The organism is Streptomyces omiyaensis, assembly GCF_014650895.1.
GTDB classification, from domain to species: domain Bacteria; phylum Actinomycetota; class Actinomycetes; order Streptomycetales; family Streptomycetaceae; genus Streptomyces; species Streptomyces omiyaensis.
Window position 1 is genome coordinate 188,841 of the sequence record NZ_BMVV01000006.1, and the last position, 21,120, is coordinate 209,960.

Sequence of the window (21,120 nt, forward strand, 5' to 3'; positions counted from 1 at the left end):
CGCCCGCATGCCCGGCACGTCCGCGAACAGCGCCGTCACCCGCAGCACCCTCAGCCGGCAGATCGCGGACGCGCTCCGTGACGAGGTCCTCGCGGGGCGTCTCCACCCCGGCCAGGAATTCACCGTCAAGCAGATCGCCGAGCAGTACGGCGTCTCCGCCACCCCGGTCCGCGAGGCCCTCGTCGAGCTCTGCGCCCAGGGCCTGCTCGACTCCGACCAGCACCGCGGCTTCCGCGTCCACCGGTTCACGGTGGCCGACTACCGGGACATGGTCGAGGCCCGGATGCTCGTCGTCGACGGCGTCTTCCGCCGCCACACCCCCCGCGAGCAGGCCGCGCTCCCCGAGCCGGACCCCGGCATCGGGGTGGTGCTGGTGTCGATACGCCGCCGCGGCGAGGCCGCCGCCCGCGCCGCCCGCGCCGGCGACCTGGACGTCCTCATCGGCTACGACATCCGCTACTGGCGCGAGCTGGGCCGGCTCATCGCCCGCAACGACCACATCGCCGACTTCCTGCACCGGCTCCGCGTCCAGGCCTGGGCCTTCTCCGTCCCCTACCTGCGGGCCGAGCGCGAGCTGCACGGCTGGCTCTGGGCCGGGCACGTGGAGCTCGTCGACGCGGTCACCCGCGGCGACGCCGAGGCCGCGGTGGCGGTCGTCCGGGCCTACAACGCCCACTCCCTGGAATGGGCCGACCGCCTGGAGGCCCGCCTCACCCGGTGACCCGCCGCCGGGTTGAGGCCCCCCTTCCCGGGGCAGGCCTCCCACGGGTGGGCGTCGTCGGCCCCGCCGACTACCCTGGCCCTCCCCGGAACTGACGGAGAGCGAGCCTCCCTTGGCCTGTGACCTGTGGCTGGTCCCCCTCGTCGACGTGCTGTGCCACAGCCCCGACAACCCCTTCGCCGAAGACCTCGCCGCCTACGACGCCGTGCTCAGCGCCTCGGGGCTGCCGACCGTGCCCGTGTACGCGTACATGCCCGGACTCTCCGGGGACGTGGCCCCGGTCGCGGGCTTCGACTACGAGGCCCTGCACTTCCTGCGCCGCGCCTACCTGCTGGCGATCTGCGGACTGCCGGTCGAGCCGGTGGGCGAGCTCGGCGGGGACTACGAGCAGCTCCTGGAGATGTTCGAGGCCACCGCCCAGCAGTCCCACCTGGTCTGGCACTACGACCACGCGGGCGCCTACGTGCCGGTCGACTTCCCGGTCCCGCTCTCCAGCGACGAACTGCTGGAGGGCGGCGGCCCGCTCGGCTCCTCGTACGGGCTGCTGAGGGAACTGGAGTTCGTCGCCCCGGCGCTCGGCATCGACCCGGCCAACCCGCCGGCCGCCCCGGCGCCGCCCGCCCGGCCCACCGAGCTGGAGGAGCCGGCCGCCCCGGCGCCGTACGACGACGGCCCCTTCGCCCGCGAGCGCCACGTCTGGCTGGGCCTCCACGCGGCGGCGACCCGCAGCCTCGCCCAGGGCTCGATGATCATGCTCAGCTGACCGGGTCCCGCCCGGAGCGGCCCCCGGAGAGCCGGGGGCCGCCTTCGGAAGCCCCCGGCGGGCCCGGAAAGGCCCCGACCGCCTCGGGAAGGCCCGGCGGGCCCGGAAAGGCCCCGGCCCGCCTCCGGAAGGCCCGGCGGGCCCGGAAGGCCCCGGCCGTGCGGTGGGCCCCGGCAGGCCCCGGGCCGGGGTCAGCGGGTCCCGGACCGGGGGCCGGGCGTCAGCGGGTCTCCGGAGGCCGCTGGCGCGGCATGTTCGGGCGGGTGCCCGGCGGCAGCGGGAAGCGGCCGGACGGATGGGCCGCCTCCGACCGGGCCGGCACGACCCCGACCGACTGGAGCGCCAGCGGCGCCGGGCCCGAGCGGAACTCGACCATCCAGTCCGCCGTCTCCGCCCGCACCAGCTCCGTGACGTCCTCCGAGAAGCGGCGCAGCACCCCGAGGCACCGCTCGGCGGCCTCGCTGGCGGTCCCCTCCGTCGGGCCGAGGACCTCCCGCACGCTCTCCGACGCCCAGTCGAACTGGAGCGCCTGGAGCCGCCGCTGCACGGCCTGGGCGGTCGCCACGTCCCTTATCCATCCCGAGGTCAGCCCGAAGTAGCGGTCGCAGGCCATGCAGGCCGCGCCGAGCAGCAGCGAGAGGTAGCCCCAGCCGGCCGTTCCCTCGGCCACCCCGGTCAGGTCGAGCAGCGGCAGCGCGGCCCCGGCGATGACGCCGAGCGCGGTGCCCATCCGCAGCGCCCGGGCGCAGCGGCGCTTCCACACCCGGTCCGAGAGGTACCACTCGGCGGTGCGCAGGGCATTGGCCTCCACCCACCGGTAGAGCTCGTCGAGGCGTTCGGCGGGCTCGCCCCAGTCGCCCAGGGGGAAGGGCTTCCCCGTCAGATCTCTCTCGACGTCTTCCCCGGGAGGCCCCGGCGGCTGCATCTCCGGCTGGTGGCTCACCGGGGGACTCCTCTGCTCAGCCCAGCGTTCGTGTCGCTCGTGTCCTTCTGTGACGTGCGGTGCACGTGGTGCCTGCCCTTCCTACCGCCGAATGGTGGGCGGCGGGCCCGGAATCCCGGGATTTCCGCCCGCAAGAGGGTCTTGATCAGGTAGAGGAGCCCGCAGTTTCTCACTCGAAAGAGTTGTCGCGGCAGTGCGGTCCACGACCACGTAGGCTCGGAACACCGGCACCAGACGTGACGGACCGAAGCTTCAACCACGAGGAGTGACCTTGATTCCCGGTGGCGGCCAGCCCAACATGCAGCAGATCCTCCAGCAGGCGCAGAAGATGCAGCAGGACCTCGCCCGCGCCCAGCAGGAGCTCGCCGCGACCGAGGTCGAGGGCCAGGCCGGCGGCGGCCTGGTCAAGGCCACCGTGACCGGCTCGGGAGAGCTGCGCGGCCTGGTCATCGACCCGAAGGCGGTCGACCCGGAGGACACCGAGACCCTGGCGGACCTGGTGATCGCCGCGGTCCAGGCCGCGAACGACAACGCGCAGCAGCTCCAGCAGGCCAAGCTGGGCCCGCTGGCACAGGGTCTGGGCGGAATGCCGGGCCTGGGCTTCTAGCGGGCACTTCCAGCCACTACCGTAAGAGGGCAAGAGCACACCCGGAAAGGGCGTTCCGTTGTACGAAGGCGTGGTCCAGGACCTGATCGACGAGCTGGGCAGGCTGCCCGGCGTCGGTCCCAAGAGCGCGCAGCGGATCGCCTTCCACGTCCTCCAGGCCGAGCCGACGGACGTGCGCCGTCTCGCCCACGCCCTCCTGGAGGTCAAGGAGAAGGTCCGGTTCTGCGCGGTCTGCGGGAACGTGGCGCAGCAGGAGCAGTGCAACATCTGCCGCGACCCGCGCCGGGACCTGACCGTCATCTGCGTGGTCGAGGAGCCGAAGGACGTCGTCGCGATCGAGCGGACGCGCGAGTTCCGGGGGCGGTACCACGTCCTCGGCGGCGCGATCAGTCCGATCGAGGGCGTCGGCCCCGACGACCTGCGGATCCGGGAGCTGCTCGCCCGCCTCGCGGACGGTGCGGTCACCGAGCTGATCCTGGCGACCGACCCCAACCTGGAGGGCGAGGCGACCGCCACCTACCTGGCGCGGATGATCAAGCCCATGGGGCTGAGGGTGACCCGCCTCGCGAGCGGCCTCCCGGTCGGCGGCGACCTGGAGTACGCCGACGAGGTGACGCTCGGCCGTGCCTTCGAGGGGCGGAGGCTGCTAGATGTATGACGACCGGGCGCGGGAGGACCGGGCCGGTGCCGGTGAGCTCTCAGGGAGGCTCCTCGATGTCTGACCCCACGCTCCACTCCATCACGCAGAGTCCCGACGACTTCGCGGTCCAGATCGCCGACTCCGTCGAGAGCTTCATCGTCGCCACGACCGAGGTCGCCAGAGGCGACGAGCCGGACAGCGCGGTGCCCTTCCTCCTCCTGGAGATCTCCCAGCTGCTCCTCGCCGGGGGCCGGCTGGGCGCGCACGAGGACATCCTCCCGGACGAGCGGTACGAGCCCGACACGGGCCCGGAGCCGGACGTGGACGAGCTGCGGGAGCGGTTCGCGGCCATGCTGGAGCCGGTCGACGTCTTCTCCGAGGTCTTCGACCCGTACGAGCCCCGCAAGGCGCCCGTCCCGGCCCGGATCTCGGACAACCTCGCCGACATCGTCGCCGACCTCCGCCACGGCCTCGCCCACTACCGGGCCGGCCGCACCTCCGAGGCCCTGTGGTGGTGGCAGTTCTCCTACTTCTCCAACTGGGGACCCACCGCCTCGGCCACCCTCCGCGCCCTCCAGTCCCTGGTCGCCCACGTCCGCCTCGACCAGCCCCTCGCCGCCCTCGACGGCCTCGACACCGACGAGGACCTGACCGAGGACGACCTCGCCGAGGAGGCCGGCCGCGTGATGATCCAGGAGATCGCGGGCCCGCTGGGGATGAAGGGCCTCTAGGTCCCGTCCTGATCATTCTCTGAACACCGCGTCTCAGGATGTGATAGCAGGTCGGCGTTTTTCGGTCGCTCGTTAGACTGAGCCGACCGCAGCGCGGGCTGCGGCACCGACCGAGCGAGGAGCGCACGTGGGCCTTGTCGTGCAGAAGTACGGGGGTTCCTCCGTTGCCGATGCCGAAGGCATCAAGCGCGTCGCCAAGCGGATCGTGGAAGCCAAGAAGAACGGCCACCAGGTGGTCGTCGTGGTCTCCGCGATGGGCGACACGACGGACGAGCTGATCGATCTCGCCGAGCAGGTTTCTCCGATGCCTGCCGGACGCGAGTTCGACATGCTGCTGACCGCCGGAGAGCGGATCTCCATGGCCCTGTTGGCGATGGCGATCAAAAACCTGGGCCACGAGGCCCAGTCGTTCACCGGCAGCCAGGCAGGTGTCATCACCGACTCGGTCCACAACAAAGCGCGCATCATCGATGTCACGCCGGGCCGCATCCGCACCGCCCTCGACGAGGGCAACATCGCCATCGTCGCCGGCTTCCAGGGCGTGTCCCAGGACAAGAAGGACATCACCACCCTGGGCCGCGGCGGCTCCGACACCACGGCCGTGGCGCTCGCCGCCGCGCTCGACGCCGAGGTGTGCGAGATCTACACCGACGTCGACGGCGTCTTCACCGCCGACCCGCGTGTGGTGAAGAAGGCGAAGAAGATCGACTGGATCTCCTTCGAGGACATGCTGGAGCTCGCCGCCTCCGGCTCCAAGGTGCTGCTGCACCGCTGCGTCGAGTACGCACGCCGCTACAACATCCCGATCCACGTCCGCTCGTCCTTCTCCGGACTCCAGGGCACGTGGGTCAGCAACGAACCGACAGGGGACAAGGTGGAGCAGGCCATCATCTCCGGTGTCGCCCACGACACCTCCGAGGCGAAGATCACCGTCGTCGGCGTGCCGGACAAGCCGGGCGAGGCCGCGGCCATCTTCCGGGCCGTCGCGGACGCCGAGATCAACATCGACATGATCGTGCAGAACGTGTCGGCGGCCTCCACCGGTCTCACCGACATCTCCTTCACCCTTCCGAAGGCCGAGGGCCGCCGGGCCATCGACGCCCTGGAGAAGGCGAAGGAGGCCATCGGCTTCGACTCGCTGCGCTACGACGACCAGATCGGCAAGATCTCCCTCGTCGGCGCCGGCATGAAGACCAACCCGGGCGTGACCGCGGACTTCTTCCGCGCCCTGTCCGACGCGGGCGTGAACATCGAGCTCATCTCGACCTCCGAGATCCGCATCTCGGTCGTCACCCGCGCCGACGACGTCAACGAGGCCGTCACCGCCGTCCACTCCGCCTTCGGTCTGGACAGCGACTCGGACGAGGCCGTCGTCTACGGCGGCACCGGGCGCTGACCCGCCGTCCCGCCCCACCGACCGCGCCCGGCCGCTCCCCAGCGGCCGGGCGCGGTCGTCGCATCCGAATAGGGCGACTTCGCGGGATCTGTGAACATCCTGTGAGAAATTCGGCGCCGGAACCCCCTTGAACTGCGGTGATGCAGTGTCGGACGATGCTCTCCCCCCTTCCTGCAACTAGTAGTTGGGTGGGGCGCGTCTCCGCGTTCACCCACGAGGTGACACGAGGTACGTGATGAAACGGGGCAATGGGGGAGAACGGTTACGGATGACGACGATCTGCGCACCGCTGAGAACGGCGGCGACGGCGTACAACCATTCCGGGGGAACACGAGTCAAACAGGCGTGGCAGACGTACTCGACATCCCTGTGCTCCCCCCGCTCCGCGCGGTCCGCACGGCCGTCCTCCCGCTCCGGGGGTCCGGCGGCGGCGCCGCCGCGCCCGGGCACGGCACCGCGGTCCGTCCGTCCGGGCGCCCGCGGCCTCTCGACGGGGCCGCGGTGACCACCGTCGTGCCCACCGAATCCCGCGTGAGCGGAGTCAGCGGCATCCCCGCCCCGCGCAAGGCCGCCGAAGCCACCGGCACCGGCACCACCGTCGACCACCTCACCGAGACCTACCGCGCCCACTACCGGTCGCTGCTCGGCCTCGCCGCCCTCCTCCTCGACGACACCGCCTCCTGCGAGGACGTCGTCCAGGAGGCCTTCATCCGCGTCCACTCGGCCCGCCGCCGCGTCCGCGACCCCGAGAAGACCCTCGCCTACCTCCGGCAGACCGTGGTCAACCTCTCCCGGTCCGCGCTGCGCCGCCGCATCCTCGGCCTCAAGCTGCTGTCGAAGCCGATGCCGGACATGGCCAGCGCCGAGGAGGGGGCGTACGACCAGCTGGAGCGCGACGCCCTCATCAAGGCGATGAAGGGCCTCCAGCGCCGCCAGCGCGAGGTCCTCGTCCTGCGCTACTTCGCCGACATGACGGAGGCTCAGGTCGCCGAGACCCTCGGGATCTCGCTCGGCTCGGTGAAGGCGTACGGTTCCCGGGGCATAGCCGCCCTGCGCGTCGTCATGGAGGCCAAGGCATGAGCGACCAGCGCGACGAGCAGCGCGACGACGAGCAGCGCGACGACCGCGCCGAGGGCGAGGAGCGCCACGACCCCGACGAACGCAGTGGACGCGCCCCCGTGGAGGGGCGCGGCGGACGTGACGACCTGAGTGGACGACTGATGACGGACTTCGAGCGCGGCCCCGGCGAGGACGACGGGGAGGACGAGCTCGCACTGCGGCGGCTGCTCCACGGCGCCGTCTCGGGAATCGAACCCTCCACCCGCTCCCTCGACCACCTGCGGCGCGCCGTCCCGGCCCGCCGCGCCCGCAAGCGGCAGGCGCTCATCGGCGCCGCGGCCGCCGTGGTCCTCGTCGGCACCGCCGTCCCCGCCCTCGTCCACGTCGCGGGGTCCCCCGGCCTCACCGCCGCCAACCCGGCCCTGGCCGGCCACGGCGAGCAGGCCCAGGGCGGCACCGGGAGCGACGCGGGGTCCGGCGACCCGTCCTCCACCAAGGCCCCCTCCGTCCGGGTCTCGCCCACCACCGACCCCACCCGCGGCGCCCCCGACAAGAACGGCGACCGCCCCGGAGACCCCAAGGGCGACCGTCCCGGCGGCGGCACCGCCGACGACGGCTCCGGCACCGTCCGGAGCTGCGGCCGCGGCATGCTGCGCTCCGCGGGCGCGTACAACAGCGGCCCCGACGCCACCGGCGTCGTCTACGGCGGCTTCACCATCGTCAACGCCTCCGACCGGACCTGCGTGGTCGACGGCGACGGCCTGGTCGGCGTCTCGACCGGCGGCGCGGCCGACCCCGGCCGGATCGCCGTCGTCCGGCACAGCAGCGGCGACCCGGCCTCCGGCCTGCCCGACCCCTCGTCGGAGTCCTCCTCGGTGCGGCTCAAGCCGGGCGGCTCGTACCAGGTGAAGTTCGCCTGGGTGCCGAGCGAGACCTGCCCGGTCGACGGCGGTGGCGGCGGCACCCCGACGCCGACCGAGCCGACGCCGGTCCCGACCGAGCCGACGCCCACGCCGACCGAGCCGACGCCGGTCCCGACCGAGCCCACGCCCACCCCCACCGAGGGCGGCGAGGGCACCCTCCCGGGCGGCGCCGACGTGGGCGGCGGCAGCGGGGGCGGCACCGGAGCCGGCACCGAGTCCGGCGTGACCACCCAGCTCCTGCGCGCCGAACCGGCGCAGGGCAGCGTCTCCGTCAGCCACACCGCGGAGCCCGGCGACCCCACCGTCACCACGGTGCTCACCGACGCCTGCGCGGGCACGGTCTACCGGACGGGCCTGCTCAAGGGCTGAGGCCCAGGCACGGGGGCCCGGTGCCCGGGATTCAGGCGCCGAGGCCCAAGAGCTGAGACTCAGGCGCCCAGGCTCACGGGCCGGGGCTCACGGGCCCAGGCCTCACGGTCCGGGCCTCGGGACGACGACGCGGACGACGTGCGGCGAGGGGGCCGGAGGAGAGATCCTCCGGCCCCCTCGCCGCACGTGTCCCGCCGGGCTTCCGGTGCTCGCGGCACGCGTCGCCCCGCGTCGTCCCGCGTCGCCCGTCGCCCCGCCCCGTCAGCTCCCGGACAGTCCCAGCGCCTCGTCCCTGGCCGCCTCCGCCTCCCGGCGGAGCAGCCGGAACCACATGAAGACGACGAAGCCCGCGAAGACGAACCACTCCGCCGTGTAACCGAGGTTCTGGAAGGCCTTCGCGTCCAGCCCCGTGCCCGCCGCCGCGGCCGCCGGCACCGGCGTGAGGCCGGCGGGCGAGTCCGTGAGGGTCACCCACGCGTCGAACACGTCGTCGTCCACCACGTTCACCAGCGAGGCCGCGCTGATCATGCCGAGCTGCCCCTCGGGCAGCCCGCCGGCCGTCCGCACGCCCTTCGTGCCCTGGTTCTCCGAGGCCTGGAGCGCACCCACGACCGTCACCTCGCCGGACGGCGGCGCCGGGGCACGCCCGCCCTCCGGCAGCCAGCCCCGGACGACCGGCAGCGACCGCCCCCCGTCCGTCCGCAGCAGCGTCAGCACGTACGAGCCCTGCCTGCCGTCGAGCGCGCGGTCCGGCACCAGGAACTGCTCCCCGTACCGGCCGGTGGCCTCGGCGGCCCGGCCCGAGGTCTCCTTGTCCACCGGCAGCAGCGACTCCAGCGGTTCGGCCCGCTGCGTGCTCGCGGCGGGCTGCCGCCCGGCCTCCTCGTGGGAGTCGACGCGATCCTCGAACTTGCCCAGCTGCCAGGTTCCCATGAAGACGCAGAACGGGATGGCGAGCACGACGAAGAGATTGATCCCCCACCAGCGGGGGGTCCTCAGGAACCGGTACACGCCCCCCACGGTACGGGGACGGGCCGGGCGCCCCGCCGGGAGGGCACCCGAATAACCGCGAGCGCCCTCCCGGCCCGCTGGCTAGCCTCGCCGCATGTACTCACCGATCCCCGAGGACTGGCACGAGGCGAACCGCGCCCGCTGGGACGAGCGCGTGCCGATCCACGTCGCCAGCGCGTTCTACGACCTCGCCTCCTTCCGCGCCGGCAAGGACGCCCTGCGCGACTTCGAGCGCGCGGAGGTCGGCGACGTCACGGGCCGCAGCCTCCTGCACCTCCAGTGCCACTTCGGCCTCGACACGCTCTCCTGGGCCCGGCACGGCGCCTCGCGCGTCGTCGGCCTGGACTTCTCCGAGCCGGCCGTCGACACCGCCCGCTCGCTCGCCGCCGAGCTCGGCCTCGGACCCGACCGGGCCGCGTTCGTCGCCGCCGACGTGTACGACGCCGTCGAGGCCGTCCCCGACCGGGCGTACGACATCGTCTACACGGGCGGCGGGGCACTGTGCTGGCTGCCCGACATCGACCGCTGGGCCGAGACCGCCGCCGCGCTCGTCGCTCCCGGCGGCTTCGTCTACGTCTCCGAGTTCCACCCGATCGCCGACTCCCTCGACGACGAGACCGGCGGCAGGGTCGTGCACGACTACTTCGTCCGCGACCCGTGGGTGGACACCACCCCCGGCACCTACACCGACGCCGACGCCCCCACCGTCCACAACCGCAGCGTCGAGTGGCTGCACCCGGTCGGCGAGGTCGTCACCGCGCTCGCGAAGGCGGGACTCCGCATCGAGTTCCTGCACGAGCACGACGCCACGCTCTTCCCCCGCTACGCGGAGCTGGAGCGCCACGAGGACGGCTACCACCGCTTCCCGGCCGGCCGCCCCCGGATCCCGCTGATGTACTCGGTCAAGGCCTCGCGTCCGGCCTGAGCCGGACCACCGCGCGCCCGCCCGCCAGATCCACCGTGGTCCGGTGCGGCGGGGCGCCGTCCTCCTCGTCGTCGCGGAGCAGCAGGGCGCTCTGCCGCTCCTTGAGCTCGCTCCGCTTGCCGGGCGAGAAGGTGGCGTGCAGCTGCTCGAAGCCGGTCGAGGAGACCGTGCCCCGGCGCCTGCCGCGGCCGGTCATGCGCAGGAACTGGTCGGCGAAGGCGACCACGGTCAGCAGGATGACGAGGCCGGGCAGCGTCACGAACACGGCGAACTCCATGCCCTCAGGAGACCACGCGGACCCGTGAGGCCGGAAGGACGGGCGGACCCTGTGCAGCGGCACCGGTCAGGCCTCCGGGCGCACGTGATGCGTCCGGCGCCCGTCCGGGCCGAGCACCTGCGCCCCGATCTTGTACGTGCGGAGGCTGAACGCCGTCCCCGTGATCCGCAGGGCCGGGGCGGCCCGGACGAGCCCCGCCGTGATCTCGTGCAGCTCGTCGACCGAGCCCAGCCACATCGCCAGTGCCAGGTTGTGCGGCCCGGTCACCGAGGTGATCACCTGGGTGCGGCGCACCCGGGTCAGCGCCGCCACCGTCGCCGGCTCGTCCAGCGGCGCCACCTGGGCCGTCACCATGGCCCACACGGGGCGCCCGGAGAACCGGGGCGCCGGCTGACAGTGGTGGTGGAGCGCGCCGCCGCCCGTCAGGACCTCCAGACGGCGCCGCACCGTCGACTCGCTGGTGCCGCACTGCCGGGCCAGCTCGGCGGCGGTCCTGCGGGCGTCCCCGGCCAGCTCCGCGACGAGCCGCCGGTCCAGGTCCGTCACCTGCGGGGCCACGCGCGCGCGTGGCCCGTCCCGCCGCTCCAGGGCGGTGACCTCGGTGAGCAGCCGGGCCTGCGCGGGGGTGAGGTGCTCGATCCGGGAGCGGTAGGGACGGTTGTGCAGGCGGGTGACGACCTGGGTGCGGGCCCGGAGCACGCCCGGGAGCCGGCGCACCCGGCCGGTGACGTAGGCCTCCAGGGCGGGCAGGTCGGGCGCGATCAGCAGGAGCACCAGGTCGGCGCCGCCGGTCACCGCGTGGACGCCGAGGGTGCCGGGGTCGCCGGAGAGGGCGGTGGCGGTCGACTCGGTGCGGTCGGCGGCGCACTCCAGCTCGACCCAGGCGTACAGCGCGGCGTCGTCGCCGCGGCGGGCGACGAGGAGCGAGGTCCAGGCGTAGCCGTTGGCGGTGAGGTGCTCCCAGCGGCGCGCGAGGGTGTCGGGTCCGGCGGCGAGGACGGTGGACAGCTGGGTCCAGCTGGCCCGCGGCAGGATCTGGAGCGCGTGGATCAGCGACATGTCCGCCTCTCCCAGGACGGATTCCCCCGTACGCATTTCCCTCCTTGGCCGATCCCCGGAAAACCTTGGCCGTGGCTCCGGGCACACCCCAGGATGTGGACCAGGGCATAGGCATTCAAGCCGTCTCGATGCCCGACGGCCACGGAATCGGCCGAACGTCACGGCGACGACATCCGGCGGCCTGCTGTATCCAGGGAAACGGGCACGCGCGGGGGACGAGGACCATGGGGCGAGTGGCGGGGGAACCACCCGAGTACGAGGTGCTGTGGGGCGAACCGGTCGGATCCGGCCAGCTCGCCGCCGCCGAGGAGGGGTACCGGGCGGCCGGCCCGGCCGAGCGGCTCCTCTGGGAGCGGCTCTCGGTCTTCGAGGGCGCCTTCGACCGGCGGGCGGTGGAGGAGGTCTGCGGGTACGGGACGCTGGCCTCCGCGGACGTCGGGGCCGTCCTGGACCGGCTCGCGCACCTGGCGCTGCTGCCGGTGGACGACCTGTTCGACGGGGAGGACGGCGGGCCGCGCCACTGGATGCCGCACGCGATGCGGGCGGTCGGAGCCCGGCGGCTCACCGCCCGGGGCGACCGCTGGGCGGTGGTCACGCACCACCGGAGGTGGTGCGTGAAGGTGGCCCGGCGGGCCGCCGAGTGGTGGCAGCGGGGCCGTCAGGTGGACGCCCGGGACCTGGCCCTGCGCGAACTCCCCGACCTGGCGGCCGCCATGGATCCGACGACGGCGCCGCTCGGGCCCGGCGACGAGGCCGGCGCGGCCCTGGAGATCGCCGTCTCGCTGTGGTTCCTGTGGCTGTCCTGCGGGCGGATCACCGAGGGCAGGACCCGGCTGCGGCACGCGCTCTCGCTGCACCCGGGGCCGCCGCCCGCCCGCGCGCTGTGGCTCGCCGCCTTCCTGGAGCTGGAGTCGGGCCGTCCCGAGGACGCCGATCCGCTGCTCGTGCAGGCGTGGGCGAGCGCGGTACGGGACGGGGACGAGCGGTGCCTGGGGCTGCTGGCCCATCTGCGCGGCTCCATCGCCCTCTACCAGGGCCGTGCCAGGGCGGCTGCGGAGGAGTTCCGGGCGGCGCTGGCCCGGATCGGGGACGCGCCCGACTTCGGCCCGACCCGGGAGGCGTGCTGGGCGGCGCTGGCGCTCTGCTTCAGCCGCACCGACCCGGAGGCCGCCCAGGAGGCGCTGGACCAGCTGGAGCGGGACGGGGCGGGACGGCGGACCTGGGCGGGCCGCGACCTCTTCGCCGACGCCTGGGCGGACCACGCCAGGGCCGAACTCCTCGCCTGGGACGGGGAGCGGGAGCGGGCCGCCGAGCACGCCCGCCGGGCGCTCCGGGAGCACCTGCGGCTCGGTTCCGCCGTCGGCGCCTCCTGCGCGGCCGAACTCCTCGCCCGGATCCGGCTGCTCGACGGCAGCCCCGACCGCGCGGCCCATCTCCTGGGCGCCGTCGACCTGTTGCGCACCTCGGTCTTCGACACCTCCTACGAACCGGCGCGGTACTGCACGGCGGTGCGGTCCCGGAGCGACGCGGCGCTGAGCGCGCTGCTCGACGATCCGGCGCTGCGGGAGGCGTACGAAGAGGGGGCGCGCAAGGGCCTGTTCGCGCTGTCGAAGGAGCGGTGAGGCTCACCCGCGGGGGTGGGGACGACCGGCCGGAAGGGGAGTCGTCCACAGCTTCGTCCGGCGCCCTTCCGGCGCGGGGCGCGATGTCTACGATGACGGCATGATCGCTTTCGCGGTGTCCGGTCTGTTCCTCCTCCTCTTCGGGGTCGGCGTGCTGCGCGACCGCCGCCGCTTCGGGAACGCGGTGTACCTCGGTCTCGCCGTCACCTTCCTCGGCCTCGGCCTGCTCTCGGCCGTCGACGACCTGCCGCACGGCCTGACGGAGACGGTCCTCGTGCTGCTCCTGCTGGTGCTCGGGCTCGGTCCGGTGGTCCTCGCGGGCCTGCTGTGCGCCAACGGCGTCAAGATGGTCCGCAAGGAGGGCAGACGCCCGGCGAACCTGCTCTCGCTCCTCGCCGGGCTCGGCATCCTCGGCGTGCTCGGGCTGACGGCGGTCGCGGTCCTCACCCGCTCCCGGGTCCTCGGCGTGGTCGCCGTCACCCTCCTCCTCGTCCTCGGATACGTCTCCTTCCTCTTCCTCTGCTTCGTGGGGTACGCGTTCCTGTACGGCAGCATGCGGCTGCGCCGGGACGCGGGCTTCGTGGTCGTGCTGGGCTCCGGGCTGATCGGCGGCCGGCGGGTGCCGCCGCTGCTGGCGAGCCGGCTGGACCGGGGGCGGGAGGTGTACGAGCGGCTGGCGGCGCGCGGCGGGGCGGTGCCGCCGCTGCTGGTCACCTCCGGCGGCCGGGGCCCGGACGAGGAGCTGCCGGAGTCCCACGCCATGGCCGCGTACCTGGTGGAGCGGGGCTTCCCGGAGGACCGGATCGTGCGGGAGGACCGGTCCCGCAGCACCGAGGAGAACCTGCTGTTCAGCAGGGAGCTGATGGAGGCGGAGCGGCCGGGAGCGGGCTGCGTGATCGTCACCAACAACTTCCACGCCTTCCGGGCCGCGCTGATGGCGCGGAAGGCGGGGGTGGACGGCCAGGTGGTGGGCTCGCCGACGGCCGCGTACTTCTGGCCGAGCGCCACCATCCGCGAGTTCGCCGCGGTCTTCCTGGAGTACCGGGCGGTGAACCTGACGGTCTGCGCGGTGCTGGTGGGCATCGGCTGCCTGGGCCTGGCGGTCACGGGGTGACGGGCGGGCCGGAGGGCGGTCCGGGCCCGGCGTCCCTACGCTGGAGGGGGACGGAGGTGTCCGCAGGCGCCGGTGGCGGTGCCCGGAGCCGTCCGCGGAGGTGACCCCATGAGGCGACGCCACCACTTCCACATCGACTACCGGGGCCATTCGGTCTCGGCGACCGTGGAGACCGGGCTGCGGCCCGTGGTCGAGGTGCTGGTCGACGGCAAGGAGACCGGACACGAGACGCCCCGGGGCGACCGCCCGGTGGCCGTCCCGATCGAGCTGCCCACGGATCCCCCGACCCCGGCGACGGTGCGCGCCACCCTGGGGCCCGGCGTGCCCCGCTGCCTCCTCGTCGCCGAGGACGGCACCGATCCGCACGTCATGCCGTCCCGGCCCTACTGAGCGGCACGGGGCGCAGAGCGGCGCGGCCGGCTCAGGAGAGCCAGGCCATGCCGATGAAGAGGAAGACGACGAAGGCGACGACCCCGGCGACGGCGGCCGTCTTGCGCGGTCTGCGGCGGGACAGCTCGGCGAGCGCGCCCCCGGCGGACCCGGAGCCCCCGGACCGCTCGGGCGCCCGCCGCCGGGACCCGCCCGCGGGGGCGACCGCGGACGTCGGCGCGGAGGCGGGCCCACGGGACCGCGAGGGGCCGGGAGAGGGGGCGGGGGGACGGGAGGCGGGCAGGGCTGCCGAAGACGCCACGGGCCCCGTGTGCGCCCCCTGGGACGGCGGTGCGTGCACGGCTCCGGGCATGGCGGCCGCGGCGGGCCGGGGGGCGTACTCCCGCCAGGCGCCGGAGCCGAACCAGTCGGCGATGGCCTGGGCCGGCGGGCGCTGCTCGGGCTGCTTGGCGAGCAGGCTCAGCAGGTACGCCTCGAAGCCGGGCGTGAGGACGACCCCGAGCCGGCTCGGCGGCGTCGGCGCGCTGTCGATGTGCTGGTACAGCAGGGCGGTCGCGGTGTCGGCGCGGAACGGCGGGTGCCCGGTGAGCAGCTGGTAGAGGACGCAGCCCAGCGAGTACACGTCGGAGGCGGGCGAGGCGGGCTTGCCGAGGGCGCGCTCCGGTGCCAGGTAGAGCCCGGTGCCGACGATCTGGCCGGTCGTCGTGAGGCCCGCCGAGGGGTCGTCGACGAAGCGGGCGATGCCGAAGTCGGCCAGCTTGACCGTGCCCTCGGCGTCCATGAGGAGGTTGCCGGGCTTGATGTCGCGGTGGACCACGCCCTGCCGGTGGGCGGCGGCGAGGCCGGCGGCGGCGTGCGCGGCGACCACGGCGACCCGTTCGGCGGGCAGCACCAGGGGCTGGGAGGCGGGGGAGGCGAGGCTGTCGCCCTCGACCAGCTCCATCACGAGGAAGAGCTTGTTGTCCCAGGTGCCGAAGTCGAAGACGCCGACGACGTGCGGGTGGCTGAGCCGGGCGGCGGTCTGCGCCTCCAGGCGGAAGCGGTCGGCGCCCGAGGGATCGGTGGACTGCGCCAGCATCAGCTTCACGGCGACGGGCCGGCCCAGGACCTCGTCGGTGGCCTGCCACACCTCGCCCATGCCGCCACGGCCGATACACCCGTGAAGCCGATATCGGTCCGCGACCAGCACCAGGAGACGCCCTTTCGACAATCGATCACTTGACGGCAGAGGACCAGGGTAGAGCCGCCGCCCGTGCGGCCTCGCCGCGCTCCCCCCGAAGCGGAACCGCCGCCGTACGCACGGACGTACGGGAGGGCCCCGGGGGTTCCGCCGCGCGCCCGCCGGGCCCTCCGGGTTCCTTCCGGGTTCCTTCGGGGTTCCGGGAGGGTGAACAATGGGTGCCGTGGGGTCGGCGTGCGTCGGCCCGTACGCGAGACCCGACCCCGACCTGGAACGGAGTGGACCGTGGCGCGACCGCGAGTGGGCGTGGCGGTACTGACGATGGGCACCCGCCCCGCGGAGCTGGGCGCGCTGCTCGACTCGGTGGCGCGGCAGGACGAGCCCGCCGCCCGGGTCGTCGTCGTCGGCAACGGCACGGGTTCGCTGCCCGCGCTCCCCGACGGCGTGACCGGCGTGGAGCTGCCCGAGAACCGGGGGGTCACCGGCGGGCGGAACGTGGCCATCGACACCCTCCGCTCCTTCGGTGACGTGGACGTCCTGGTCGACCTCGACGACGACGGCCTGCTGATCGACACGGACGTCTTCCGCCGCCTGGTCGACCTGTACGAGACCGAGCCGGAGCTCGGCGTGGTCTCCTTCCGGATCGCCGACGAGACGGGCGAGACCCAGCGCCGGCACATCCCCCGGCTCGGCGCGAAGGACCCGATGCGCGGCGGCGAGGTCACCACCTTCCTCGGGGGCGGCCACGGCCTGTCGATGCCGATGCTCGACCGGATCGGCGGCTGGCCGGAGGACTTCTTCTTCGCGCACGAGGAGACCGACCTGGCCTGGCGGGCCCTCGACGCGGGCTGGCGGATCCGGTACGAGCCGGAGCTGCTGCTCCAGCACCCGAAGACCAGCCCGGCCCGGCACGACGTCTACTACCGGATGACCGCCCGCAACCGCGTGTGGCTGGCGAAGCGGAATCTGCCGGCCCCGCTGGTCCCGCTCTACCTGGTGGTCTGGGTCCTCCTGACCGTCGCCCGCACCCGCTCGGTGCGCGGCCTGCGCTCCTGGTTCGCCGGCTTCGGCGAGGGCCTGCGGGCCCCGGCCGGTCCGCGCCGCCCGATGCGGTGGTCGACGGTGCTGCGCATGACGAGGCTGGGCCGCCCGCCGATCATCTGACGCCGGCTCCGGTCCGGGCCGCCATCCGGCGCCGGCTCCGGTCCGGGCTCTCGTCCGGCACCGGCCCGGTCCGGGCCGTCATCCGACCCCGGCTCCGGTCCGGGTCGTCAGGAAGCCCTCGACCAGGTCCGCCCAGCCCTCCGGGTCCTCCCAGAACGGCAGGTGTCCGGTGGCGAGTTCGGCGGTCCGGGCGCCCGGGACGGCGGCGGCGAGCGCGCGCTGCCGGACCGGGGAGACGAGCGGATCCTCGGCGGTGACGACGACCAGCGTCGGCACCGCGAGCCGCCCCAGGTCCTCCCGCACGTCGATCCGCCCGGCGAGCCCCAGCTGGGCGGGGATCCCGGCGGGCGGGGCGGGCGCGAGCATCAGCATGGCCCGCAGCCGGGCCGGGTCGGTCCGGTCCAGATAGCTCCCGCCGAGCCCGGTCAGCGCCAGGTACTCGGCGAGGAGCCGGTGGTTCCCGCTCTCGTGCAGCCCCCGCCACAGGGAGAGGCCCAGGCGCATCCGGTGGTCGGCGCGGGCGAAGGGCGCGGTGAGCACGAGGGCGGTGACCCGCTCCGGGTGCCGGACCGCGAGCCGTACGGCCAGCGGGGCGCCGAGCGAGTACCCGCAGACGGCGAAGGTGCCGGTCCCGGCGGCGTCCGCGGCGGCCACCAGGCCGTCCACGACCTCGTCCGCCCCCGGCCCGTCCTTGTCGGGCAACTCCCCCGGCACGCAGCGGAACCGGTCTCCGAGCCGGCGCATCACCCCGCCGAAGTGGCCCTCGACGGTTCCCCCGGCCCCGTGTACCAGCAGCAGCCCTGTCACTCCGACTCCCCACCCGTGACGACGACTCGGCCCCGCCCCTGCCTATCACGGCGGGAGCGGGGCCGGGCGTCCGGGTCAGTCGGTGATCTCGACCCTGCCGTTCACCGGCGGGGTCTGCGCCGGGACCGTCCTGGAGGTGAGGCCCTGGAGCAGCGCGCCGAGGTCGACTCCCGTGGTGGAGCTGAGGAGTTCCATGCCCTGGGCGACGTTGTCGGCGACCGCGCGGGGCAGCTTGGCGGCGCCGTCGGTGGAGATGACCGTCATCTTGTCGACGGCGGCGAGGGGCTCCGCGGCCTTGGCGACGACCTGCGGCAGGACCTCGACCAGCATCTGGAGGACGGCCGCGTCGCCGTACCGCTCGAAGGCGTCGGCCCGCTTGTGCATGGCCTCGGCCTCGGCGGCGCCCTTCACCGCGATGGCGCCGGCCTCCGCGTCGCCCTCCAGCCGGACGGCCTCCGCGATGGCGGCACGCCGGGCCCGCTCGGCCTCACCGCGCTTGGCGCCCTCGATGGCCTCGGCCTCCGCCAGGGCCTGACGGCGCTGCTTCTCGCCCTCGCCGGTGAGGCGGGCCCGCTCGGCCTCGGCCTCGGCGGCCGCGATGGCCGCCATCCGCTCGGCCTCGGCCTGCTTGACCCGGGCGGTGCGCTGGGCCTCGGCCTGCTGCTCGGCCTCGTACCGCTTGGCGTCGGCGGGCTTGCGGACCTGGGTGTCGAGCTGGCGGTCGGTCAGGGCGGCCTGCCGGGCGGCGACCTTCTCCTGCTCGGCGAGGATGTCCTGCTGGCGGGCGGCCTCGGCGAGCGGGCCCGCGGCGTTGGCCTGGGCGGCGGCCTCGTCGGTCTGCGCCTTGATCTCGGCCTGCTTCAGGTACAGCGTCCGCTGGGCGACGGCGATCTCCTCCTCGGCCTTCAGCCGGGCCTGCTCGGCGGCGCGCCGGGCCTCGGCCTCGGCGATGTCGGCCTCCTGCTTGGCGCGGGCGGCCTCGGGCCGGCCGAGGTCCTCCAGGTAGGAGCCCTCGGTGGTGATGTCCTGGATCTGGAAGGCGTCGAGGACCAGGCCCTGCCCGGAGAGGCTCGCCTCGGCCTCCTCGGCGACCTGCCCGGCGAAGGCGGCCCGGTCGCGGATGATGTCCTCCACGGACATCCGGCCGACGATGGAGCGCAGCGCTCCGGAGAGCACCTCCTGGGTGAAGCCGACGATGCCGTCCTGCTGCATCAGGAAGCGCTGGGCGGCGGCGCGGATGGAGTCCTCGGTGCCGCCGACCTTGACGATGGCGACGCCCTCCAGGTTGGCCTTCACGCCGCGCAGGGTGACGGCGCCGCGGACGGCGATGGGGATGTGCCGGCTGGAGAGGTCGAGGGTGAACTTCTGCTGCACGAACGGCACGACGAAGACCCCGCCGCCGACGACGACCTTCTGGCCGCTGTTGTCCGTGTAGACGCGGCCGGTCGCCGGATCGGTGGCCTTCTGGCCGCGCCGGCCGGTGATGATGAACGCCTCGCTCGGGCCCGCGACCTTGTAGCGGGTGACGACGGCGAGGGCGAGCAGGACGACGAGGACGACGATGCCCACCACGGCGGTGAGGACAGGGCTCATGACGAAACCCCCTTCGATCGGGTACGGCGGAGAGGACGGCGGCCGGCGGGCGGCCGGCGCGCGCCGGCGGTCGGTGCGGTGCGCGCGGGGACGGCGGTCAGCGTTCGACGGGCCGGACGTGGACGGAGGTGGCCGAGAGGACCGACTCGACCCACACCTCGGTGCCGCGCGGCACGGGCCCGGAGGCCTTGGCCGCGTACTTCACGGGCTGGCCGGCGAGGTACAGCAGCACCTCGCCGTAGCCGTCCGCCGGGACGGCGGTGACCACGGAGCCGGCGCTGCCGGTCAGCTCCTCGCCGCGCGGGGCGGCCGCGGTCGTGTCGCGGAGCAGGACCCGGCTGAAGCGCCAGGTCACCCATCCCACGCCGATCCCCGCGGCCGCGCCCGCGCCGGTGGCGGCCCCGGCCCCCGTGCCGGTCGTGCCGAGCACGAGCGCCCCCGTGAAGCCGAGCGCCGAGAGGAACCCGGCGACCACCGGCAGCGACAGGAGCCCGTCCAGCCCCCCGAAGCCGTCGAAGAGTCCTTCCAGGACCCCGTCGAAGACCAGGCTCAGGACGAGCAGCAGCAGACCGCCGATGCCGAGACCGAGAAACCAGACCATGTCCCCGCACCTCCGGAAGCCGTGTCCTGCGCGCCGTCCGGTGCATCGTTCCACCACGGGCGTCCCGCCCGCATTGCCGGTGACCGGCAATCTTTACGCGTTCTTGATGCCGGGCTTCCCGGCCCCGCTCACAGCTCCTCCTCCGGCCAGCCGAGCAGCCGGGCCCCGATCGCGGCGGTCTGCAGCGTGTACCGCTGGGTGGGGTCCCCGGGGTCGGCGCCGGTGAGCCGGTGGATGCGGTCGAGCCGGTACGTGACCGCCCGCACGCTCAGCGCGAGCCGGCGGGCCGCCTCGGTGGTGACGCAGCCCGCGTCGAAGTAGGCGTGCAGGGTGTCGAGCAGCGGCCGCGCGCCGCCCCGGGCCGTGGCGAGCGGCCCGAGCACGGTCCCGACGAGATCGGACATGGCCTGCCGGTCCCGCCCGAGGACCGGGTAGACGAGCAGGTCGGCGGCGTGGAGCACCGGCCCGTCGAGTCCGATGCGCCCGGCGAGGTCGAGCGCGCCCAGCGCCTCCTCGTAGGAGTGGACGACCCCGCCGGCCCCCGGGTGCGGCCGGCCCACCGCGACGAGTATGCCGTCGGCGGCCGCGTAGGCCTGCTTGGCGAAGTGGGTGAGGACCTCGGGCTCGTCGGCCGGGGCGACGCAGATCAGCCGCCCGTCCTTGGTGGTGAGCAGGATCCGGCGGGTGCCGAAGCGGGTGAGCAGCGAGGACTCGACGCTCCGCGAGGCGGGATACCCGTCCCCGAACGGCTCCGGCCCCTGCGCCACCGCCACCGCGTGGGCGTGCGCGAGCAGCAGTCCGAACCGCTCGGCCCGCTGGGCCAGCCGCCCGAGGTCGCTGCGCCCGTACAGCAGGTCGTCGACGAACTCGCGCCGCGCGGCCTCCTCCTGGCGGACCGCCATCGTCTGGGCCCGCTCGTGGCCCTCGGCGAAGGCGTCGACGGCCTGCTCGACGGCGGCGAGCAGCAGGTCAGGGTCGGCTCCCGGGCCCAGCCGGCCCCGCACCTCGCGCGCGGCGGCGAGGTGCGCCCGCACCAGCTCCCGCAGCCCGATCCCGGCCTCGGCGGCCCGCTCCCCGCGCTCCCGCAGCCCCTCCAGCTCCGGGCGGCTCAGCCGCCGCCCGGTCGCGCAGACGCCGGCCAGGATCGAGGCGTAGCCGTCGAGGTGGGCCTCGTACGCCCGCTGTTCCGTCACGGCCCACTCCCCACCCGGTCCGGTTCCTCCGG

At 74.4% G+C, this 21,120-nt stretch carries 22 protein-coding genes; 13 read left to right on the forward strand and 9 right to left on the reverse strand.

Features of this window, described 5'->3' with window-relative positions:
* The first annotated feature begins 7 nt into the window (after positions 1 to 7).
* Together IE287_RS12620 and IE287_RS12625 are read left to right on the forward strand one after the other, a co-directional pair.
* On the forward strand, positions 8 to 721 hold the full coding sequence (locus tag IE287_RS12620; protein WP_189849081.1) for a GntR family transcriptional regulator: 714 nt from the start codon (positions 8 to 10) through the stop codon (positions 719 to 721).
* A 112-nt stretch (positions 722 to 833) separates the two neighbouring features.
* Positions 834 to 1,484, forward strand: coding sequence for a putative DNA-mimic protein (locus tag IE287_RS12625; protein ID WP_189849082.1), 651 nt, complete (start codon positions 834 to 836; stop codon positions 1,482 to 1,484).
* A 220-nt stretch (positions 1,485 to 1,704) separates the two neighbouring features.
* Here the strand turns inward: IE287_RS12625 and IE287_RS12630 are convergent, their stop codons facing one another.
* Entirely contained in the window at positions 1,705 to 2,409 is a 705-nt protein-coding gene (locus IE287_RS12630; protein WP_229883464.1) for an SLATT domain-containing protein, read from the reverse strand.
* A 289-nt stretch (positions 2,410 to 2,698) separates the two neighbouring features.
* On the opposite strand from IE287_RS12630, the gene IE287_RS12635 reads away from it, so the two are divergent.
* From IE287_RS12635 to IE287_RS12660, 6 genes are all read left to right on the forward strand, one after another.
* Positions 2,699 to 3,034: a YbaB/EbfC family nucleoid-associated protein gene (locus IE287_RS12635; protein WP_189849084.1), complete on the forward strand. Its 336-nt coding sequence runs from the start codon at positions 2,699 to 2,701 to the stop codon at positions 3,032 to 3,034.
* A 58-nt stretch (positions 3,035 to 3,092) separates the two neighbouring features.
* Positions 3,093 to 3,692, forward strand: coding sequence for a recombination mediator RecR (gene recR / locus IE287_RS12640; protein WP_053641350.1), 600 nt, complete (start codon positions 3,093 to 3,095; stop codon positions 3,690 to 3,692).
* A 56-nt stretch (positions 3,693 to 3,748) separates the two neighbouring features.
* Positions 3,749 to 4,405: a DUF5063 domain-containing protein gene (locus IE287_RS12645; RefSeq protein ID WP_189849085.1), complete on the forward strand. Its 657-nt coding sequence runs from the start codon at positions 3,749 to 3,751 to the stop codon at positions 4,403 to 4,405.
* 127 nt (positions 4,406 to 4,532) lie between these two features.
* Positions 4,533 to 5,801, forward strand: coding sequence for an aspartate kinase (locus IE287_RS12650; RefSeq protein WP_189849086.1), 1,269 nt, complete (start codon positions 4,533 to 4,535; stop codon positions 5,799 to 5,801).
* A 531-nt stretch (positions 5,802 to 6,332) separates the two neighbouring features.
* Complete coding sequence (locus IE287_RS12655; RefSeq protein WP_229883439.1) at positions 6,333 to 6,881, forward strand: SigE family RNA polymerase sigma factor; 549 nt, start codon at positions 6,333 to 6,335, stop codon at positions 6,879 to 6,881.
* On the forward strand, positions 6,878 to 8,152 hold the full coding sequence (locus tag IE287_RS12660; protein ID WP_229883440.1) for a hypothetical protein: 1,275 nt from the start codon (positions 6,878 to 6,880) through the stop codon (positions 8,150 to 8,152). Before IE287_RS12655 ends, IE287_RS12660 begins: the two co-directional genes overlap by 4 nt.
* Before the next feature lie 261 nt (positions 8,153 to 8,413).
* On the opposite strand, the gene IE287_RS12665 is transcribed toward IE287_RS12660, so the two are convergent.
* A complete protein-coding gene (locus IE287_RS12665) occupies positions 8,414 to 9,163 on the reverse strand; it encodes an SURF1 family protein (RefSeq protein ID WP_189849088.1) in 750 nt (249 codons plus the stop codon).
* Between the two features lie 94 nt (positions 9,164 to 9,257).
* Between IE287_RS12665 and IE287_RS12670 the strand changes: the two genes are divergently transcribed.
* Complete coding sequence (locus IE287_RS12670; protein WP_189849089.1) at positions 9,258 to 10,088, forward strand: class I SAM-dependent methyltransferase; 831 nt, start codon at positions 9,258 to 9,260, stop codon at positions 10,086 to 10,088.
* Here the strand turns inward: IE287_RS12670 and IE287_RS12675 are convergent.
* Complete coding sequence (locus tag IE287_RS12675; protein ID WP_189849090.1) at positions 10,066 to 10,365, reverse strand: DUF6191 domain-containing protein; 300 nt, start codon at positions 10,363 to 10,365, stop codon at positions 10,066 to 10,068. The genes IE287_RS12670 and IE287_RS12675 overlap by 23 nt on opposite strands.
* A gap of 66 nt (positions 10,366 to 10,431) precedes the next feature.
* Positions 10,432 to 11,460 (reverse strand): Lrp/AsnC family transcriptional regulator, encoded by a 1,029-nt coding sequence (locus IE287_RS12680; protein WP_189849091.1) that lies wholly within the window; start codon positions 11,458 to 11,460, stop codon positions 10,432 to 10,434.
* A gap of 197 nt (positions 11,461 to 11,657) precedes the next feature.
* Here IE287_RS12680 and IE287_RS12685 point away from each other — a divergent pair, with 197 nt between their 5' ends.
* From IE287_RS12685 to IE287_RS12695, 3 genes are all read left to right on the forward strand, one after another.
* Positions 11,658 to 13,046 carry a tetratricopeptide repeat protein gene (locus IE287_RS12685; RefSeq protein ID WP_229883441.1) on the forward strand — a complete coding sequence of 463 codons (1,389 nt, stop codon included), beginning with the start codon at positions 11,658 to 11,660 and terminating at the stop codon, positions 13,044 to 13,046.
* Positions 13,047 to 13,146: 100 nt separating this feature from the next.
* Complete coding sequence (locus IE287_RS12690; protein WP_189849093.1) at positions 13,147 to 14,160, forward strand: YdcF family protein; 1,014 nt, start codon at positions 13,147 to 13,149, stop codon at positions 14,158 to 14,160.
* A gap of 108 nt (positions 14,161 to 14,268) precedes the next feature.
* A complete protein-coding gene (locus IE287_RS12695; RefSeq protein ID WP_189849094.1) occupies positions 14,269 to 14,550 on the forward strand; it encodes a hypothetical protein in 282 nt (93 codons plus the stop codon).
* A gap of 31 nt (positions 14,551 to 14,581) precedes the next feature.
* On the opposite strand, the gene IE287_RS12700 is transcribed toward IE287_RS12695, so the two are convergent.
* A complete protein-coding gene (locus IE287_RS12700) occupies positions 14,582 to 15,688 on the reverse strand; it encodes a serine/threonine-protein kinase (protein ID WP_506004971.1) in 1,107 nt (368 codons plus the stop codon).
* Positions 15,689 to 16,015: 327 nt separating this feature from the next.
* Here IE287_RS12700 and IE287_RS12705 point away from each other — a divergent pair, with 327 nt between their 5' ends.
* Entirely contained in the window at positions 16,016 to 16,894 is an 879-nt protein-coding gene (locus IE287_RS12705) for a glycosyltransferase family 2 protein (protein WP_189849096.1), read from the forward strand.
* Positions 16,895 to 16,972: 78 nt separating this feature from the next.
* Here IE287_RS12705 and IE287_RS12710 read toward each other — a convergent pair whose 3' ends face one another.
* The 4 genes from IE287_RS12710 to IE287_RS12725 form a co-directional block, all read right to left on the reverse strand.
* Entirely contained in the window at positions 16,973 to 17,701 is a 729-nt protein-coding gene (locus tag IE287_RS12710; protein WP_189849097.1) for an alpha/beta fold hydrolase, read from the reverse strand.
* Between the two features lie 75 nt (positions 17,702 to 17,776).
* A complete protein-coding gene (locus tag IE287_RS12715) occupies positions 17,777 to 19,294 on the reverse strand; it encodes a flotillin family protein (RefSeq protein ID WP_189849098.1) in 1,518 nt (505 codons plus the stop codon).
* A gap of 97 nt (positions 19,295 to 19,391) precedes the next feature.
* Complete coding sequence (locus IE287_RS12720; RefSeq protein ID WP_189849099.1) at positions 19,392 to 19,895, reverse strand: NfeD C-terminal domain-containing protein; 504 nt, start codon at positions 19,893 to 19,895, stop codon at positions 19,392 to 19,394.
* Between the two features lie 128 nt (positions 19,896 to 20,023).
* Positions 20,024 to 21,088: a PucR family transcriptional regulator gene (locus IE287_RS12725; RefSeq protein ID WP_189849100.1), complete on the reverse strand. Its 1,065-nt coding sequence runs from the start codon at positions 21,086 to 21,088 to the stop codon at positions 20,024 to 20,026.
* Positions 21,089 to 21,120 lie beyond the last annotated feature (32 nt).